Source organism: Lysinibacillus sp. NPDC093216 (genome assembly GCF_050280325.1).
Classification (GTDB): domain Bacteria; phylum Bacillota; class Bacilli; order Bacillales_A; family Planococcaceae; genus Lysinibacillus.
In genome coordinates this window covers 243,120-260,192 of sequence record NZ_JBNNVB010000003.1, presented here as the reverse complement: position 1 = coordinate 260,192, position 17,073 = coordinate 243,120, and the positions used below count along the sequence as shown (strand labels likewise).

Here is a 17,073-nt window from a genome sequence, read left to right as displayed (position 1 = left end):
AAATAGGGGGTGTATGTATGACGCTTTTGGATGAAACAACTGTTGAAGAAAAGCCATTTAAAACAAAGCGTTTGTTCAAAAAGCAATCAAAAGTAAAGAGGAATCACTGGGTAGAGTGGAAGAAATCTATCAGGAAAAATTGGGAGCTTTATTTATTATTAGTCCCTGTCATCCTTTACTTTTTGATTTTCCATTATTATCCGTTATACGGCTTGCAAATTGCCTTTAAGGACTTTATTGCTACAAAGGGGATTACTGGTAGCCCATGGGTAGGTTTTAAGCATTTTGAACGCTTCTTTGATAGTTATTATTTTTGGAGATTAATTAAAAATACAATAGGAATTGGTGTATTTACGTTACTAGTATCTTTCCCTGTACCGATTATTATTGCATTACTGTTAAATGAAGTGAAAAGTCTTCGGTTTAAAAAGTTTATACAGACAATTATTTATGCACCGCATTTTCTATCAACAGTAGTTGTAGTAGGTATGTTGTTACTTTTCTTAAAGTCAGACGGGATGATTAACCAAGTTATTACGTTGTTTGGTGGTACGCCGATTGATTTTATTTCGGAGCCAGCATGGTTTAAGTCAATCTATGTACTATCAGACGTATGGCAAACAATGGGGTGGAGTTCCATTATATATATTGCAGCGTTATCGGCGGTAGATCCAGCGCAGCATGAAGCAGCAATGATGGATGGGGCATCAAAATTTCAGAGAATTATTCATATTAACATCCCGGCGATTATGCCAACAATCGTTATCTTATTTATCTTGAACGTAGGATCAGTTATGGCAATTGGATTTGAAAAAGTATTTTTATTGCAAAATGATTTAAATATATCGACTTCGGACGTCATTTCAACCTTTGTTTATCGAAGCGGGATTATAGAAGCGCAGTATAGCTTTTCAGCGGCTGTAGGTTTATTCAACTCTATCATTAACTTTATCCTTCTCATTATGGTAAACCAAATAGCGAAAAAAGTAAGTGATACAAGCCTATGGTAAAGGAGTGGTGAAATTGAAAGAATCGAAAGGCGATCAAGCGTTTACAATCTTTAATTATATTTTTTTAGCAATTGTTGCGATTATCGTTCTTTACCCATTGCTTTTTGTATTAAGTGCTTCATTAAGTAATCCGCAGTATGTTATCTCAGGTGATATGTGGTTATGGCCGAGGGAATTTACTGTCGAAGCATACAAAAAGGTATTTCAAAATCCAGATATTATTAATGGATTTATCAATACATTGAAGTACACATTTTTCGGAACGGTATTGAATGTTGTGATGACAATTTGTGCAGCCTATCCTCTTTCACGTAGAGATTTGAAAGGAAAAGGTTTCATTATGGCATTTATGGTATTCACGATGTTCTTCAGTGGAGGGTTAATACCAACATACTTATTAATTCGTGACTTAGGCATGATTAATACATTTTGGGTCATGATTATTCCGAATGCTGTTGCTGTATGGAACATTATTATTATGCGGACATTCTTCCAATCGATTCCTCATGAATTAGAGGAATCCGCAACGATTGATGGAGCAGGAAACTTTCGAATTTTATGGAGTATTGTACTGCCGCTATCATTCCCTGTTATGGCAGTAATGGTTTTATTCTACGCAGTAGGCCATTGGAACTCGTATTTTCAAGCTTTAATTTATTTACAAGACCAAAGCAAGTTTCCGCTCCAACTTATACTTAGACAAATCTTAATTCAAGGACAAGCCGATGATATGATTCAAGCAACTTCAGAAAGCTTTCTAGCTCAAAAACTTAGCGTTGAAGGGTTGAAATATGCTGTTTTAATCATTGCCAACCTACCAATGCTAATGCTTTATCCGTTCTTACAAAGATATTTTGTAAAAGGTGTCATGATTGGTTCATTAAAAGGTTAAAGAATAGGAGCGATTTAAATGGCGATGAAAAAGAAACGTGTATATGGTTTGATAGCAACTATGATGTTAGCAGCTAGTATTTTAGGAGCTTGTTCAGATAATAAAGAAAATAAAGCAAGTACAAGTGGCAACGCCGACAATGTGAATGCTACGGGGATGCCCATTGCTAAAGAAAAAATTGAAGTAGATGGATTTGCAGCTAAGTTTTTTGCTTCACAAGATTGGAATAGCTTAATGCTATGGAAAGAATATGAAAAAATGTCTAACATCCATATTAATTGGACAACAGTTCAAACAGAAGTATTAGCAGATAAAAAGAACTTACTTTTAGCAGCAGGGAACTATCCTGAAATTTTCTTTGCATCGGCATTCTCAAGAACTGATTTAATCAAGTATGGTCAGCAAGGCGTATTCCTACCATTAAATGATTATATTGATAAATATGCACCGAATTTCAAAAAGCTTTTAGAAGAATACCCGACTGTAAAGCAAGGTATTACGATGGCAGATGGAAATATTTACGGTTTCCCAACAATCTATGATCCAAAGTTTGAGTCGCTTCGTGTAGGAGCACCATGGATCAATCAGCAATGGCTAGATAAACTAGGCTTACAATCACCTGAAACGACAGAAGATTTATATAAAGTGCTTAAAGCATTTAAAGAAAACGATCCAAACGGTAACGGTCAACAGGACGAGCAAGGGTGGGGATCTGGTTATGGAATTAAGCAATTTATTGATTATTTAAGAGGTTCATTCGGCTTGAACAAACAAGGAACGATGAATCCTAATTTAGACTTTAAAGAAGGAACTGAAGAATTCCGCTTCGTTCCAACAACAGACGAATATAAACAATTGCTTGAATTTTTAAACAAATTATATAGCGAGGATTTAATCAATAAAGATGTTTTCACAACAGAGCCTCAAAAATTCGCTGCTGAAGCAGGTAAAGGGACTTTCGGTATGCTAAGTGAAGTAGATCCGAAAGAATTGTTCAAATTAGATGGTTATGTGGGTGCGCATGTATTAGAAGGCCCTAATGGAGATCGTCAATATACAGCGATGTCTAACGGTCTTGGTAATTTAGGAATGTTTGTTGTCACAGATAAAGCGAAAAACCCTGAAGCGATGGTACGTTGGATTGACCATTTATACGGTGATGAGGGAACAAAAATGTTCTTCATGGGCTTTAATGGTGTAACTTACGAGGAAGATGCAGCTGGTAATGTAAAGTATGTAGATAACCTTACTAACAACCCTGATGGTAAAAACTTAGATCAAGCAATAAGTGACTACCTAACATGGCCAGGTGGTTACTACCCTGGAATCGTTACACAAAAGTATTTCCAAGGGGCAGAAGCTAAAGAAAATTCAATTAACAATGCTAAGCAAGTAATGCCATATGCATTGAAAGATGAAGACATTATTCCAGGTTTGAACTTCACATTAGAGGAAAATGATCAAGTGTCAGCTATTTTAACAGACATTCAAACATATGTGGATGAGATGACAGCAAGCTTTATTACAGGTAAGACAAGCTTCGACAATTGGGATGACTATAAGAAAACAATTGAGAAGATGGGCTTAGAGAAATATATGGAAGTAGCTCAAGCAGCATATGATCGTACAAAAAAATAAAGTGTAGCTTCATACAGTCGGTGTCATCTCATTGAATGATAAAAGAACACAAGCTAAAACTCTCACTTCCTATGAAAACGCTTGTGTGACCAACAACCTATTGTCTGGAACTAATCGAACATTTACTGGCAGTTGAGCTTCAATTTATTTATTCTTTTGATGCAGATGCCTGACTGCCGGTTAATGTGGGATAAGAATGAGACATACGCGGCGAATTTAGTCGTGCATGGATTTCTATTGTAGGGAGGCAAAGTAAATGAAATTTGAAGGATGGAAAGGGAAATTATACTGGACAGTTGAGTTAATAACATTGTTAGCAGTGTTACAGTTAATGTGGATTGGCTTAACCTTACTTGGACTTATTTTATTCGGAATTACTCCCGCAACTGTTGCGATGTTTACAACATTACGTAAAAGGTTGCAAGGGGAGGACGATTTAAAACTACTTGTCAAAACATATTGGAAGACATATAAAATAGAGTTTATTTCATCGAATAAAATAGGTATTGTTATTTTAGGTATCGGCTACTTTTTAACAATTAATTTCCAGATAATTTCGTCGTTTCATGGGATGATAGGTTTACTATTGCTTACCTTATTTGTAACGATTAGTATTCTATTTTGCATTATGGTATTGAATATTTTTCAAATTTACGCTCATTATGAGCTACCATCCATCCGTTACTTTGCTGTTTCGATATTATTTAGCGTAGCATACCCACTTCAAATGATCGGCTCTATTGCAGGGATTGCCGTATTATATCGCATTTTTAGTTGGATTCCAGGATTATTGCCGTTTTTCGGCGTTAGTTTAACAGCTTTATTTTTATCTTGGATGTCATCGCATATTTTCAAAAAGAAAACGGAAGCTGAAGCACAAATAAAATCAGAGCATTATCCCAATGAAGGGGTGACTTCATGAACAAGACATGGATCATTCATGCCAATATTGTGATGGAAGATGGCATTTTAGCGAATGGTTTTTTACAAATGGTAGATGGGGAAATTGCAGTAATCGATCAAATGAATAATTGCCCTCCATTGATATCGTCTGACAATATTATTGATTGTCAGCAACAAGGCTATATTATTCCCGGGATGATCGATATACATGTACATGGTGCTTTAGGGCATGACTTTATGGATGGCGCCCCTGCTGATTATGCAAAAATTGCAAAATATTTAGCAAGCGAAGGTGTAACAGCCTTTTTAGCAACAACGACGACAAGCCCTATGTCAGAAATTGAAGCTGCTATCGAAGCACTTGCGTTTTATAACAAAGAACAGCCTACTGCGGTAGCTGAAATGTTAGGAATTCACCTGGAAGGTCCATTTATCAATCGATCAAAAAAGGGAGCGCAGCCAGAGGAATCAATTTTAAAACCAAATGCTAGGCAATTTAATGATTTATACGACAAGTCAAATCAATTAATTCGCTTGGTTACATTTGCACCAGAGGAAGATGTGAATTTTGAATTACTTCGGGCATTGAAAAGTAAAGATGTGATCGCATCTATTGGTCACTCCGATGCTAACTATGATATGACTATCTGTGCCATAAGAGCAGGTATTACACATGCAACCCATCTATTTAATGGAATGAGAGGCATTCATCATCGCGAACCAGGTGTTGTAGGGGCAGTGCTATTAGAAGATGATGTCTATGTTGAACTGATTCCAGATAATATACATTTTCATAAAGATTTGCTGTTGATGATTCGTAAAATGAAAGGTTTGAATCGCATGCTTGTCATTACTGATGGTATGCGTGCAAAGGGAATGCCAGACGGTATTTATACATTAGGTGGCGAAGAAGTAGAAGTGTTTGATAATCGCTGTATTCAACGTAAAACAGGCTCCTTAGCAGGAAGTGTGTTGAATATGAATACAGCAAGAAAAAACATAGAAGAGTGGCTGACACTTTCACTAATCGAACAAGTTCGTCTCGTTTCTCTAAATCAAGCAATCCATTTAGAAGTTTCTGATCGTAAAGGCTCTCTCGCTGTAGGGAAAGATGCAGATGTTGTTTGGCTTAATGCTGAGGGAGAAATAGAGAAAACCTTTTGCTTAGGGAATCTTGCCTTTGAAAAGAATTGATATATCGATAGGCATCTTTTTGATTAGATGATATATTGATAACAAAACCTAGGAGAAGGATGAGTAGAAGATGAAACCGTTAGATCAAGCTAGTGTAATCCCGCTATATCATCAATTGAAACAAAGATTATCTGCTAAGATTCAATCGGGTGAGTGGAAGCCAGAGGATAAAATTGATTCTGAAAATCAATTGATGGAGATGTTTCGCGTCAGTCGAAATACTGCAAAGAAAGCAATAGAAGAATTAGTACAAGAAGGAAAATTATACCGCATTCAAGGGAAAGGAACTTTTGTTGCGAAGCCAAGGTTTGAACAATCGCTGGGTGGTTTTTATAGTTTTAGTCGTGTGCTTCAAGAAAAAGGTCTAAACCCAAGAGATGAAGTACTTGAGATTCAGGAAGTATTCCCTTCAACAAAGGTTAGACACAGTCTTGAATTAGGTGAAGATGAACAAGTCATTGAAATGAAACGCTTACGTTTTGCCGATAATGAACCAATTGTTTTAGAATCGTCATTTTTACCTAAAAGTATCATCAAGGATAGTGAAATATTACATGAGGTTAGTTCCTCTTCCTTGTATAGCCTATTAGCACAACGTTTTGACATTATCGTTGTGAGGGCAAAAGAAGCTTTCGAACCTGTTCTCATTAGTAGAGATGAGGCGCATTTGTTGAAAACGGAGGCAGGAAAACCCGCTTTATTACTAGAACGTACTGCATTTGATACTTCAGGAAAGCCAGTTGAATTTTGCATTTCAATAGTAAGAGGCGATCGCTGCCGGTTTTATACAGAATTAAATTAAACTCATAGTTCCTCTCTATGAGTTTTATAGTGTTAAAGAATAAAAAGTCCAAGGAATCTTTGTGAATGCTGGTATTTAAAATGTGGGTTATTTCTGTTTCTTTGACTACTCGCTGAGGGGCGAGTGCTTTTTCCGCTTACGTTGCTTCTGACACTTTGCTTTCGCACAGACGTGAAGAAGTTCCGTTTATCGTTATAAAAATGGAATATCATGCTAAAAGATACATGCTAAGTGTAGTGTTTGATTGGAGTGCAAGACTGAGCGACTCCTTGGCAATCACAGAGATGATTCTGCTTCAAACTTATAGAGGAACGAAGGCTAAAAGTATCGTGTCCTGTGATAACGCCTTCGTACCTAACATCCTTTTGGCCTAAACTGCTAATCGGACGACTCTGGAAAGTGCTCAGTCGGAACGGAAATCAACCCATTTGTTTTGTCGGTGAGTTCATACTTTATAGGCATTTTAAGCTCATTGACATAATTGTTTTTAATAATGTCACATAAGTTATCTGAATTTTTATACTATAAATCATACCAACAACCCATTGAGGGAGGAACTCGATTATGCCACTAGTAACGACGAAAGAAATGTTAGAAGACGCTTATAGAAATAATTATGCAATTGGTGCTTTCGGGGCGCATAATTTGGAAATTATTAAAGCGGTTATTGTAGGAGCAGAGAAAGTAGGTGCACCTGTTATTTTACAAACGACTTCAAGCACTTATAAATATGTAGAAATGCATTATATGATTGCGCTTGCCAAAACAGCTGCTGAACAAGCAAAAGTACCAGTAGCCCTACATTTAGATCACGGTGAGTCATATAAAGTTGTAATGGAATGTTTACGAGCAGGCTATACGTCGGTGATGATTGATGGTTCTACATTGCCTTTTAAGGAAAATATTAATCTTGTGAAAAGAGTTGTAGATGCTGCAAGTGCAATTAATGTACCTGTCGAAGCAGAGCTTGGAACAATTGGTGGTGTAGAAGATGATGTAACGGTTGACGAAAAAATGGCCTTTTTCACGGATCCTAAACTAGCTGAACGCTTTGTGAATGAAACAGGTATCCAATCGTTCGCGCCAGCTTTTGGCACAGCACACGGTAAGTATAAGCAAGAACCACAGCTACAATTCGAACTACTGCAGGAAATTCACCGTGCTACAAATGTGCCATTAGTAATGCATGGTGCATCAGGTGTACCAGAAGAAAGCGTACGTAAATCTTTAAATTGCGGTATTGCGAAAGTGAATTTTTCAACAGAGCTAAAAGATTTATTTGCCGAGCAATTAAGAGCCTTCTTTTTAGAAAATCCGACAGAAAATGATCCTAGAAAGTATTTTCTTCCTGCACGGGAGGCATTAATTGAGTTAGTAGAGCAAAAGATTGTGATGTTACAAAAATGATTACGACGATAACTTTAAATGCAGCCATTGATCAAGTATATGAAATGAATTCTTTAATGCTTGGTGAGACAAATCGTGTATTGCAGAGGCTGCAGCAAGGTGGGGGAAAAGGCATTAATGTCGGACGCGTCATTCAAACGCTAGGTGGTGAAGTGTTCGTTGGTGGTTTCGTTGGTGGACTAAATGGGGAAAAAATAAAGGCACTTTTAAAAGAAGAGAAAATGCAAACAGGATTTATTCAAATAGAAGGCGAAAGTCGAATTTGCCTAACCGTTTCAAATAAGCAAACGAAGGAAATGACCGAGCTTTTAGAAGACGGGCCAACGATTCACCAACATGAATGGCAAGAAATGCTGAATTGGATTGAAACCCAAACGCAGTGTTCTGAATATTTCGTGCTCTCAGGAAGTCTACCTAAGGGTGTACCGATGGCTGCTTATGCAATGATTATTCGATTATTAAAACAAAAAGGTGTTCGGGTTGCTCTCGATACGAGCGGAGAAGCTTTGAAGCAAGGCGTTGAAGCAATACCTTTTATTATTAAACCTAATGAGGATGAAATTGTTCAATTAATCGGGAAGCAGGCTGTAGCACAAGACGACTTAATTCAAGCTGGTGAAAAAATACAGGATTTAGGAATTGAGCATGTATGTTTTTCGTTGGGCGAAAAAGGCGCTTTATTTGTTAATCGTTCAGGGGTTTATCAAGTAAATGCACCGAAAATTAATGTTGTAAATACAGTTGGTAGCGGTGATGCGTTTTTAGGAGGACTTGTCTATAAGCTTTCAGAAGGTGTGGACTGTACAGAGGCATATAAATGGGCTGTTGCATGTGGCTCTGCAAATGCAGGCGAAAAAGAAATTGCGAAAGTACAAAAGGAGACTGTTCAAAGTCTCATCAAAGAGCTACAAATAACTAAAATTAAAGAGAGATAGGGGTTTTATTTATGCACACATATAATGAGATTATGAAACAAGCTCAACAATTAGGTAAAACAAAAGAGATTGTTCAGTCGCTTAAATTCAATGAAGATGCTGTAGACATAGTTCTTTTCACAGGATGTGGGACATCATTTTATTTAGCAATTGCAGCAGCACGTTATTACCAATCGGCTACAGGAGAAGTAGCGGTAGCAGTCCCAGCATCTGAGTTATTTTTACACACGGATACCCATATTCTATCAAATAAAAAGTATAATATTATCGGTATTTCACGCTCAGGAACAACTTCTGAAATTATTATGGCATTGGAGCATTTGAACGGAGTAGAGAATATACGTACAATGGCAGTTACGTGTAATGGTGATACACCATTGGCTGAAGTAGCAGATGAAGTGATTGCCTTAAACGATATTTCAGAAAAAAGTATTGTAATGACGCAATCATTTTCTAATATGTTATATGCGCTTCAACTATACGCGGCAAAGATTAGTCAACGTGCTGAATTGATGAAACAATTAGAAAAAATCCCTGCACTTGTTAAAACGGCATTAGGCAATGGAGAGCAGTTAAAGCTAGTGACAGAGGATTTAACGAAAAAACGCTTTATCTTTTTAGGGTCAGGTGCTTATAACGGATTAGCTAAAGAGGCAACGTTAAAGCTAAAGGAAATGACACAAACAGAATGTGAAAGCTATTCTAATTTAGAATTCCGCCACGGCCCAATTTCTATTGTCGATAAAGAAACGGTTGTTATTTTATTTACACAAAACGAAACCAAGGACTTCGATCAAGCGTTAATAAAAGATATTCAAAAGCTTGGTGGTTTTGTTGCTGTAATTGGTATAGCATCAGCAGACTTGGAAGCAGATTTAATCATTAGACTTTCAGAAGAAATAGATGACTTGAATCGACTTGTTGAAGTAGTTCCATATTTCCAGTTGTTAGCGTATCAACGCGCAATATTCAAAGGCTATGATCCAGATAAACCACGTAATTTAACGCAAGTGGTAAGCCTTTAAATGAAACACTTCATTCAGTGAATAGGTAAAAGTTATTGTGTAATTAACGTCCAGTTATCCCGAATCAATCAGACACTACTGGTCGTTAATGTGGGATAAGAAAATTGGCGGTGAAAAGATGAGTTACATTTTAGTAGCAGACGTAGGTGGAACAAAATTAGCAGCGGCTTTATTTGATATACATCAGCAATTGTTGAGCACAAGAGAAGTGGCTAGTGATAAAACAAATCGAGAAGCTTTATTTGCTTGTTTGATTGATAGCTTTGCACAGCTATGTGCAGAAAAGGAAGTTACTTTTAATGAAATTTCAAAGGTATCTATTGGTGTGCCTGGTATCGTTGATATTGAAAAAGGTATCGCGGTTTATCAAAATAATATACCTTGGGAGAACTTTCCGATTTGTACGCGTTTAACTGAAGTGTTCCCACATGCTCATATTAAAATGGACAACGATGTGTATATAGCAACATGGGGAGAATATCGAGCTAGAGAGTTCTCCAAAGAAACGATGGTATATGTTACATTAAGCACCGGTATTTCTTGCTGTACGGTTGTCAATGGTGAATTTTTAAGGGGAACCGGATTAGCTGGTGAAATTGGCTTTAGTATTGTCGATAATGACGGAACTACACTAGAAGAAAGTGTAGCTGGACCAGCAATTGAAAAATTAGGGAGAAAGCTACTCGGTGATTCTGAGATATTATTGAAGGATATTATGGAACTTTACTACAATGGAAATCCGATCGTCGATAAGATTTTGGAGCCATTAGTCCAATCCGTAGAGAAACAGTTGCAGCAAATAATTTTTCTGCTTGATCCACATTGTATCGTTTTAGGAGGAGGCTTTTTTAATCATCATCCTAAAATCATTGACTATATTAAAGAAGCGATTCAGCAGCATTTTGTAGGGACACCTTTTGCAGGGAAAGAGCAAATCATTGAAAGCAGCATTCATAAAGGTGAAGCGGGTCTTTACGGAGCAGCGATAAAATAACAAAAGGCAGTAAACAAATGAAAGTTTGTTTGCTGCCTTTTTCTATTAATAATGTTAAAGGATACGAAGGTGAAATTTACGCAGGTTTCTACGGGAAAGGGCGGATTTATCAAGTATGCCTCGGCATACTTGTGTCCGGAATCGACTGTATGCTTAGGCCTGCAGATGTCTTTTGTGCGAAAGCGAAGCGACAGCAACAACGTGTTTTTGTCTGTGCGAAAGCGAAGCGACAGCAACAACGTGTTTTTGTCTGTACGAAAGCGAAGCGACAGCAACAACGTGTTTTGTCTGTGCGAAAGCGAAGCGACAGCAACAACGTGTTTTTGTCTGTGCGAAAGCGAAGCGACAGCAACAACATGTTTTTGTCTGTGCGAAAGCGAAGCGACAGCAACAACGTGTTTTGTCTGTGCGAAAGCGAAGCGACAGCAACAACATGAGGGACGACACGATGTCGGTCATTTCGGTAATGCCACAGGACGTGGCGTTTTTACCGATGCAGGTCGGTTAGTCGTTATCGCATGGATGCGATAACGGCTAACATCCTATATGAACACCTTTACGATTTCCGTAGCATCCGCCAGAGGCTTTAACCTTAACGAATGCGTTTCTCTGTTTCTAAGTCAAAGAAATGAACGCGTGACATGTCAAATAGTAGATGTGCGACCTGACCTTGTGTAATTTTTGTATCGGAGTTCACCCGCGCGATATAAGGCTGACCATTTAATTGCGCATGTAACATCAGCTCAGCACCTGTTAATTCTGATACTTCAATATTTGCGTCAATTGCTGTGAAGAACGGTTCGGGATTTACAGAAGATTTTTCATAAATATGCTCTGGTCGAATGCCAAGAAACAGTTCTTTTTGTAAATAACCTCGTTCTTTTAATAATTTACTTTTTTCTGCTGGAATAGTTAGTGTAATATCATCAATCTGAATCCCGTTTTCTTGGAATACTCCTTTAAAGAAGTTCATTGATGGTGAGCCGATAAAGCCACCAACAAATTTGTTCTCTGGTGTTCCATATACTTCTTCAGGTGTCCCGATTTGTTGAACTATACCATCCTTCATTACAACGAGACGAGTGGCCATTGTCATCGCTTCTGTCTGATCGTGTGTTACATAAATAGTAGTCGTTTTTAATCGTTGGTGAAGCTTTGTAATTTCAGCGCGCATTTGTACGCGAAGCTTTGCATCTAAATTGGACAGAGGCTCGTCCATTAAGAAAATATTTGCATCGCGGACGATTGCTCGACCGAGTGCTACACGTTGACGCTGCCCACCTGATAGAGCTTTCGGCTTGCGATCTAAATACTTTTCTAAATCGAGAATTGCAGCTGCATTGTGGACACGCTCTTTTATTTCCTGCTTAGAAAACTTGCGAAGCTTTAAGCCAAATGCCATATTATCGTATACTGTCATATGCGGATATAGTGCGTAGTTTTGGAAAACCATCGCGATATCTCGATCCTTAGAAGGTACATTGTTCATTTTCTTGCCATCTATTAAAAAATCACCAGACGAAATTTCCTCTAAGCCGGCAATCATTCGTAATGTTGTCGATTTCCCACAACCGGAAGGCCCAACAAGTGCAATAAACTCCCGATCTTGAACCGCTAAATTAAAGTCAGATACAGCTGTTACACCGCCATCATATGTTTTAATAATATTTTTAAGTATGATTTTTTCCATGTTTATAGCCCCTTTGTTTGTTTTTTTAAGTGTATAAAAAATGTAGGGGAAAACTAAATATTTAAAATGCATAATTTTCAGTCATTATTTTTGTGCATTTTGTAATTTTGATCGAAGAAAGCTAGCAATATAGACGAGTATAGCGCCGTCTAGATTTTTTGTAGAAATATTTGTTGTTTCTTGAAATTTTGCTAAACGGTAATTAAGAGTATTTCGATGAATATGTAGTTTTTTTGATGTCAAAGAAATATTTAAACCACATTCGTAAAATGTCTTGACTGTGTCAAGCAACTCCATATCAGACTGCAAAGGTATTAAAATTTGTTCCTCTATAAATTTCAATATGGAAGTAGGCATTTGTTGCGTTAATAAAATAGGGAATATCGTTTCAAATGAATAAAACTGTTCAGCATTTTTATAATGTAAGCATTCCTCGAACCATTGAGCTTCTCGTTGGAACTTACTTGGGAATTGCTTATTTATTTCATAAGCTTCGCCTTGATACAAATGAATTTGAACGAAAAAATCTGTTTCAATTGTGCGAATAAGTGCAATGAAATCTTCCTTTTTATTAATCGAACTATCCATAGCCTCAATTAATAGAAAGCGATTTGTTGCAACCTGAAGTACTACCGTATCTTGCTGGAAAAAGTTCAAAGTAGCTTCTTTTAATTCTTCAGCAGGAGGATTATCATTTAAAAAGATGAGCTGAATAACGCGAGCTTTGCTATATGATAGCCTAGATGGTATGTCACCGTTCAAATATAAAAATTCATACCAGATTTCCGATGGTTGAGATATTGTGGAAGTGATCTCAGTATAAAAAACAGTGAGCCATTGGTAGTCACGCTGTGAAATCTCTTGCTTTGAAACAGAAAACCATTCATTTGCTTGTTGATGGTAGAAATAAAAAAAGTCATACATTAACTCAGTTGGCTTTGTTCGATAATGACGGTAAGTAGAAAACAATGCTTTGAGATTTAAGTTCATTAGATAACTCCTTCCTTTGATATTCTGTAACCAAATATGAATTGCTCCCTTACAAGCAGACAGTGGAAATAATAAACAGATTTTAAGCGGTTTGAGCCATGTAGTCCAATGGCTTAAGCCGTTTAGCTCTTTTTTGGAATGTTCTTATTTTTGTTGTTGACGTGCGGTGGAGACATTTACGATAAGCAGTGTGAGAAATGCTAGCCATTTCAGTGTAACATTTTGTATTTCAATGAACATTAAGAAGTGTCAAAACTAATAGAAGGAGAGATAGTTATCTATATTCGGAAGAAAGATTGATAACATTCTTGGAGGAATATACCATATAATAAAGAGATAGAATATTTAGTTTTTAGATAGATGCAAATTGGAGGCGTAAAATGCTAATCAAATCAAATGAACAATTGCTAGTTGTATTAGATAATTTATTACGTGAACCGCAGGGATTTTGGGATGGATTTTATGATCAAACATTTAAAAAGGTACCTTTTTTTGTTAATAAACCTGATGAAAATCTAGTAAGCTATTTTGAAAAAAAGGTGATTCAGCCAGATAAAGTTTTAGAGTTAGGCTGTGGCGCTGGACGAAATGCCATTTACTTAGCAAAACAAGGCTGTTCAGTTGTTGGTGTCGACTTATCGGATCATGCATTGCAATGGGCGCAAAAAAGGGTTGATGAAGCAGACGTAAATGTAGATTTCATTTGTGCTAATATTTTTGAACTGAATCTACAAGAAGAGAGCTTTGATTTTATTTATGATTCAGGTTGTTTTCATCATATAGCACCTCATCGTCGTGTGACGTATATTGAATTGATTCATAAATTACTAAAGCCTAACGGTTATTTCGCTTTATGCTCATTTGAGGAACATGGTGCATATGGTGGTTCAGCCATCTCAGATGAAGAAGTATATATAACACGTAGCTTAGAAGGCGGATTAGGGTATACCCAAAATCAATTAAAAGAAATATTTCAATCATTAGAAGAAATTGAAATACGGCAAATGATAGCCTTATCTGATGAAGATCAATATTTCGGTTTAGATGGATTTTTAGTAGGTTTATTTAAAAAGAATTTAAAAAGAAAGGAAGAATTAATGAGAGGGTAAACAGATGACGAAAGTATAGGTTAAGCTGTCCTAATATAGTCCGCATTGGAAAGAACAATATGTATTTGAGAAAAACAGAATAGTAGATACTTTCTGTGAAAAAGCCGTTGGTATTGAGCATATTGGAAGTACATCGATAAGGGTTTAAACCAAAACCGATTATTTATATTTTTATAGGTATACAGAGTTTAGATGAAATACCAAACTTCACTTTAAGTGAAATGGAATATGAATATGTTTCGAAACCAGAGCTAAAAGATAGAAGGTTTTTTAGAAAAGGATTATGCTGGCAGGGACAAGCCATTTACATATTTGTGAATACAACAGTACTGAATGGAATGAAAAATGTCTGTTTCGTGATTATCTTAGAGAAAATCTCCATGCAGCAAATGAATATGCTTCATTAAAGGAACAACTAAAGAGCCATCCGAAAATGACGTTACGGATGGCTTCTAGTTATATTTTTCTTCTATTATAAAAGTAGGTTATTTAGCAAGCTCTACTACAGTATCGTAAAAAATATTTGTGGCAATGACAATATCCTCATCTGAACTATATTCTAGTGGGTTATGACTAATACCATCTTTTGAGCGGACAAATAACATACCGATTGGTGCAATTTTTGCGATATTCATGGCGTCATGCCCAGCACCACTTATTAAGGAATAAGGTTGTATACCCTGCTTTTCAATACTAGCGGCTAGTTGCTGTTGTAGCAAAGCATCCGTCTTTGCTGGTTTGATACGCTGTAACACTTTCGATGATAGTGTTACATTTCTGTTCTCAGCAATTCTTTGAAGTTGTTGTAAAATAGCATTTTCCAAGGTGCTAATTTTTTGTTCGTCTATATCACGAAGATCAATTGTAAATGTAACTTTGCCGGGAATAACGTTTGAGCCATTTGGTGATACATTCAGTTTTCCGACAGTAGCTACAGAATCGGATGTGGCATTTAACATTTTTTCAATGGCTAAAATCATTTCACTTGCAGCGGTTAGGGCATCCTGACGAATCGGCATGGGTGTTGCACCAGCATGCTCACTAACCCCTATTACTGTCACCTCTAACCATAAGGGCGCTGCGATTCCCGTCACTATACCAATAGGTAACCCTTCATTTTCTAATACTTTGCCCTGTTCAATATGCATTTCTAAATAGGCTCTTATGTCATTACGTTGAGCTTTTATTAAAGGGCAAGGTGATAATTGGAATTCTTTCATCGCTTCTTCGATGGTAATACCTGCTTCATCGTTGAGCTGTAATTGTTGTTCTGTTAAAAGGCCTGCCATGGCACTACTGCCGATTAAACCAAAGCCAAATCGTGTGCCTTCTTCATCCTTAAATGCGACAACCTGAATTTTTTTTGTGAATAAAAGCTGTTGTTCATGAATGGTTTGGACAACTTCGATTGCCCCAAGTACGCCTAAGGCACCATCATATTTTCCACCCTCTGGAACCGTATCAATGTGAGAGCCGAGCAAAATGGTTTCGTCTCCCTCACCATATGTGCCAATGGTATTCCCAACAGCATCAACAGTGACCGTCATACCGGCCTCTTCCATATACAAGGTTATTAACGCAATGGCCTGTTGTTCCTCTAGTGTAAAAGAAAAACGATTAATGCCACCTGTTGCTTCATTTCGTCCAATTCTACTTAATTCATGAAGATGCTGTAGTAGTCGATTGCCATTAATCATGAGAATCACTCTTTCATTTGAAATTGGAAATGGCATTGACCTTCACGCAATACAAATTGATCGTGTACCACTTCGAAATTTTCATTATACCCTTTAGCTATTGATGGATCGATTACTTTGCAATAAAGAATACCGTATTTCCCCATATCGTCATCTGCCCATTGTTGACCAAATGGACATCGTGTAAATGTTTGCTCAATTTCATTTTCTTTATAAAAAGTATTAATTTCAAATAAATCACTGCGACCCATATCATAGTTTGTTAAGTAATTTTCTACAGAATTTTCTAAACCATTTGTGCGTGCTCGTTGGGCTATACCTTTACCACGCTTGTTACCGAAACGTTGGACTGCGCGCATAATGACTTGTTCACCTTGCTCACCATACTTATCCACGACTTGTTTAGCAATTTGGGCAAACATTTTTGAAAAGCGGGCATACGTTGTTAAATCAGCAAATTTTTCTTCACCTTCAACAACCTGAGGTAAGTATTTAAAGAAAACATGATTTTCACCTTCTGCTGTCGCCTTTTTCGCCATCGCTTCAGCATCCTTTAAACCAAAAGCCTTTAATCCTTTTTGAACTAACTCACGACCATGCGCCCCGTATTGTTCTGTAATAGACAGATGTAGTTCAGTAAACATTTTTGCTGTAATCACATCCATGGATAAAGCCTTCATCATTAATTTTTCCTCTGCCATTTTATGAACCCCCTTTTCGCAATTCGTATTGATTTACTTGGATATTATTTTTATTATAGAGGGGACTATTAAAACAAATCAAATGA

The 17,073-nt window shown here is 37.0% G+C and carries 16 protein-coding genes and 1 pseudogene; 13 read left to right on the top strand and 4 right to left on the bottom strand.

Annotated features, from left to right (window positions below):
* The first annotated feature begins 17 nt into the window (after nucleotides 1-17).
* The 10 genes from ACQKOG_RS05960 (at nucleotide 18) to ACQKOG_RS05915 (ending at nucleotide 10,800) form a co-directional block, all read left to right on the top strand.
* Nucleotides 18-1,010, top strand: a complete 993-nt coding sequence (locus ACQKOG_RS05960) for an ABC transporter permease (RefSeq protein WP_370077306.1) — start codon at nucleotides 18-20, stop codon at nucleotides 1,008-1,010.
* Nucleotides 1,011-1,023: 13 nt separating this feature from the next.
* Complete coding sequence (locus ACQKOG_RS05955; protein WP_370077305.1) at nucleotides 1,024-1,902, top strand: carbohydrate ABC transporter permease; 879 nt, start codon at nucleotides 1,024-1,026, stop codon at nucleotides 1,900-1,902.
* 24 nt (nucleotides 1,903-1,926) lie between these two features.
* Entirely contained in the window at nucleotides 1,927-3,540 is a 1,614-nt protein-coding gene (locus tag ACQKOG_RS05950; protein WP_370077358.1) for an extracellular solute-binding protein, read from the top strand.
* 256 nt (nucleotides 3,541-3,796) lie between these two features.
* Nucleotides 3,797-4,462, top strand: a complete 666-nt coding sequence (locus tag ACQKOG_RS05945; RefSeq protein WP_370077304.1) for a YesL family protein — start codon at nucleotides 3,797-3,799, stop codon at nucleotides 4,460-4,462.
* The gene (gene nagA, locus ACQKOG_RS05940; RefSeq protein WP_370077302.1) at nucleotides 4,459-5,637 is read left to right on the top strand and encodes an N-acetylglucosamine-6-phosphate deacetylase; all 1,179 of its coding nucleotides are present in this window, start codon (nucleotides 4,459-4,461) and stop codon (nucleotides 5,635-5,637) included. The genes ACQKOG_RS05945 and nagA overlap by 4 nt, the downstream gene beginning before the upstream one ends.
* Before the next feature lie 70 nt (nucleotides 5,638-5,707).
* Nucleotides 5,708-6,439, top strand: a complete 732-nt coding sequence (locus ACQKOG_RS05935; RefSeq protein WP_370077300.1) for a GntR family transcriptional regulator — start codon at nucleotides 5,708-5,710, stop codon at nucleotides 6,437-6,439.
* Between the two features lie 564 nt (nucleotides 6,440-7,003).
* The gene (locus ACQKOG_RS05930; protein WP_402873269.1) at nucleotides 7,004-7,846 is read left to right on the top strand and encodes a class II fructose-bisphosphate aldolase; all 843 of its coding nucleotides are present in this window, start codon (nucleotides 7,004-7,006) and stop codon (nucleotides 7,844-7,846) included.
* Nucleotides 7,843-8,781, top strand: a complete 939-nt coding sequence (pfkB, locus tag ACQKOG_RS05925) for a 1-phosphofructokinase (RefSeq protein WP_427445585.1) — start codon at nucleotides 7,843-7,845, stop codon at nucleotides 8,779-8,781. The genes ACQKOG_RS05930 and pfkB overlap by 4 nt, the downstream gene beginning before the upstream one ends.
* 11 nt (nucleotides 8,782-8,792) lie before the next feature.
* On the top strand, nucleotides 8,793-9,806 hold the full coding sequence (locus ACQKOG_RS05920) for an SIS domain-containing protein (RefSeq protein ID WP_427445582.1): 1,014 nt from the start codon (nucleotides 8,793-8,795) through the stop codon (nucleotides 9,804-9,806).
* A gap of 118 nt (nucleotides 9,807-9,924) precedes the next feature.
* Entirely contained in the window at nucleotides 9,925-10,800 is an 876-nt protein-coding gene (locus tag ACQKOG_RS05915) for an ROK family protein (RefSeq protein WP_370077293.1), read from the top strand.
* A gap of 592 nt (nucleotides 10,801-11,392) precedes the next feature.
* Here ACQKOG_RS05915 and ACQKOG_RS05910 read toward each other — a convergent pair.
* Nucleotides 11,393-12,490 (bottom strand): ABC transporter ATP-binding protein, encoded by a 1,098-nt coding sequence (locus tag ACQKOG_RS05910; protein WP_370077291.1) that lies wholly within the window; start codon nucleotides 12,488-12,490, stop codon nucleotides 11,393-11,395.
* 84 nt (nucleotides 12,491-12,574) lie between these two features.
* On the bottom strand, nucleotides 12,575-13,480 hold the full coding sequence (locus ACQKOG_RS05905; protein WP_402873259.1) for a PucR family transcriptional regulator: 906 nt from the start codon (nucleotides 13,478-13,480) through the stop codon (nucleotides 12,575-12,577).
* Nucleotides 13,481-13,860: 380 nt separating this feature from the next.
* Between ACQKOG_RS05905 and ACQKOG_RS05900 the strand changes: the two genes are divergently transcribed.
* The 3 genes and pseudogenes from ACQKOG_RS05900 (at nucleotide 13,861) to ACQKOG_RS05890 (ending at nucleotide 15,067) form a co-directional block, all read left to right on the top strand.
* Nucleotides 13,861-14,589 carry a class I SAM-dependent methyltransferase gene (locus ACQKOG_RS05900; protein WP_427445577.1) on the top strand — a complete coding sequence of 243 codons (729 nt, stop codon included), beginning with the start codon at nucleotides 13,861-13,863 and terminating at the stop codon, nucleotides 14,587-14,589.
* 46 nt (nucleotides 14,590-14,635) lie between these two features.
* Nucleotides 14,636-14,737, top strand: a pseudogene (locus tag ACQKOG_RS05895) (GrpB family protein); the annotation flags it as partial.
* A 135-nt stretch (nucleotides 14,738-14,872) separates the two neighbouring features.
* On the top strand, nucleotides 14,873-15,067 hold the full coding sequence (locus ACQKOG_RS05890) for a GrpB family protein (protein WP_427445574.1): 195 nt from the start codon (nucleotides 14,873-14,875) through the stop codon (nucleotides 15,065-15,067).
* Nucleotides 15,068-15,074: 7 nt separating this feature from the next.
* Here the strand turns inward: ACQKOG_RS05890 and ACQKOG_RS05885 are convergent, their stop codons facing one another.
* Both ACQKOG_RS05885 and ACQKOG_RS05880 read right to left on the bottom strand, forming a co-directional pair.
* Nucleotides 15,075-16,286: a Zn-dependent hydrolase gene (locus ACQKOG_RS05885; protein WP_427445571.1), complete on the bottom strand. Its 1,212-nt coding sequence runs from the start codon at nucleotides 16,284-16,286 to the stop codon at nucleotides 15,075-15,077.
* A 5-nt stretch (nucleotides 16,287-16,291) separates the two neighbouring features.
* Entirely contained in the window at nucleotides 16,292-16,987 is a 696-nt protein-coding gene (locus tag ACQKOG_RS05880) for an L-2-amino-thiazoline-4-carboxylic acid hydrolase (RefSeq protein ID WP_427445568.1), read from the bottom strand.
* Nucleotides 16,988-17,073: the final 86 nt, after the last annotated feature.

Excerpts from the sequence above, each read along its gene's own strand:
- ACQKOG_RS05960 (WP_370077306.1), top strand. The coding sequence starts at position 18 with ATGACGCTTTTGGATGAAACAACTGTTGAAGAAAAGCCATTTAAAACA.
- ACQKOG_RS05950 (WP_370077358.1), top strand. The coding sequence starts at position 1,927 with ATGAAAAAGAAACGTGTATATGGTTTGATAGCAACTATGATGTTAGCA.
- ACQKOG_RS05945 (WP_370077304.1), top strand. The coding sequence starts at position 3,797 with ATGAAATTTGAAGGATGGAAAGGGAAATTATACTGGACAGTTGAGTTA.
- nagA (WP_370077302.1), top strand. The coding sequence starts at position 4,459 with ATGAACAAGACATGGATCATTCATGCCAATATTGTGATGGAAGATGGC.
- ACQKOG_RS05935 (WP_370077300.1), top strand. The coding sequence starts at position 5,708 with ATGAAACCGTTAGATCAAGCTAGTGTAATCCCGCTATATCATCAATTG.
- ACQKOG_RS05930 (WP_402873269.1), top strand. The coding sequence starts at position 7,004 with ATGCCACTAGTAACGACGAAAGAAATGTTAGAAGACGCTTATAGAAAT.
- pfkB (WP_427445585.1), top strand. The coding sequence starts at position 7,843 with ATGATTACGACGATAACTTTAAATGCAGCCATTGATCAAGTATATGAA.
- ACQKOG_RS05920 (WP_427445582.1), top strand. The coding sequence starts at position 8,793 with ATGCACACATATAATGAGATTATGAAACAAGCTCAACAATTAGGTAAA.
- ACQKOG_RS05915 (WP_370077293.1), top strand. The coding sequence starts at position 9,925 with ATGAGTTACATTTTAGTAGCAGACGTAGGTGGAACAAAATTAGCAGCG.
- ACQKOG_RS05910 (WP_370077291.1), bottom strand. The coding sequence starts at position 12,490 with ATGGAAAAAATCATACTTAAAAATATTATTAAAACATATGATGGCGGT.
- ACQKOG_RS05905 (WP_402873259.1), bottom strand. The coding sequence starts at position 13,480 with ATGAACTTAAATCTCAAAGCATTGTTTTCTACTTACCGTCATTATCGA.
- ACQKOG_RS05900 (WP_427445577.1), top strand. The coding sequence starts at position 13,861 with ATGCTAATCAAATCAAATGAACAATTGCTAGTTGTATTAGATAATTTA.
- ACQKOG_RS05890 (WP_427445574.1), top strand. The coding sequence starts at position 14,873 with ATGCTGGCAGGGACAAGCCATTTACATATTTGTGAATACAACAGTACT.
- ACQKOG_RS05885 (WP_427445571.1), bottom strand. The coding sequence starts at position 16,286 with ATGATTAATGGCAATCGACTACTACAGCATCTTCATGAATTAAGTAGA.
- ACQKOG_RS05880 (WP_427445568.1), bottom strand. The coding sequence starts at position 16,987 with ATGGCAGAGGAAAAATTAATGATGAAGGCTTTATCCATGGATGTGATT.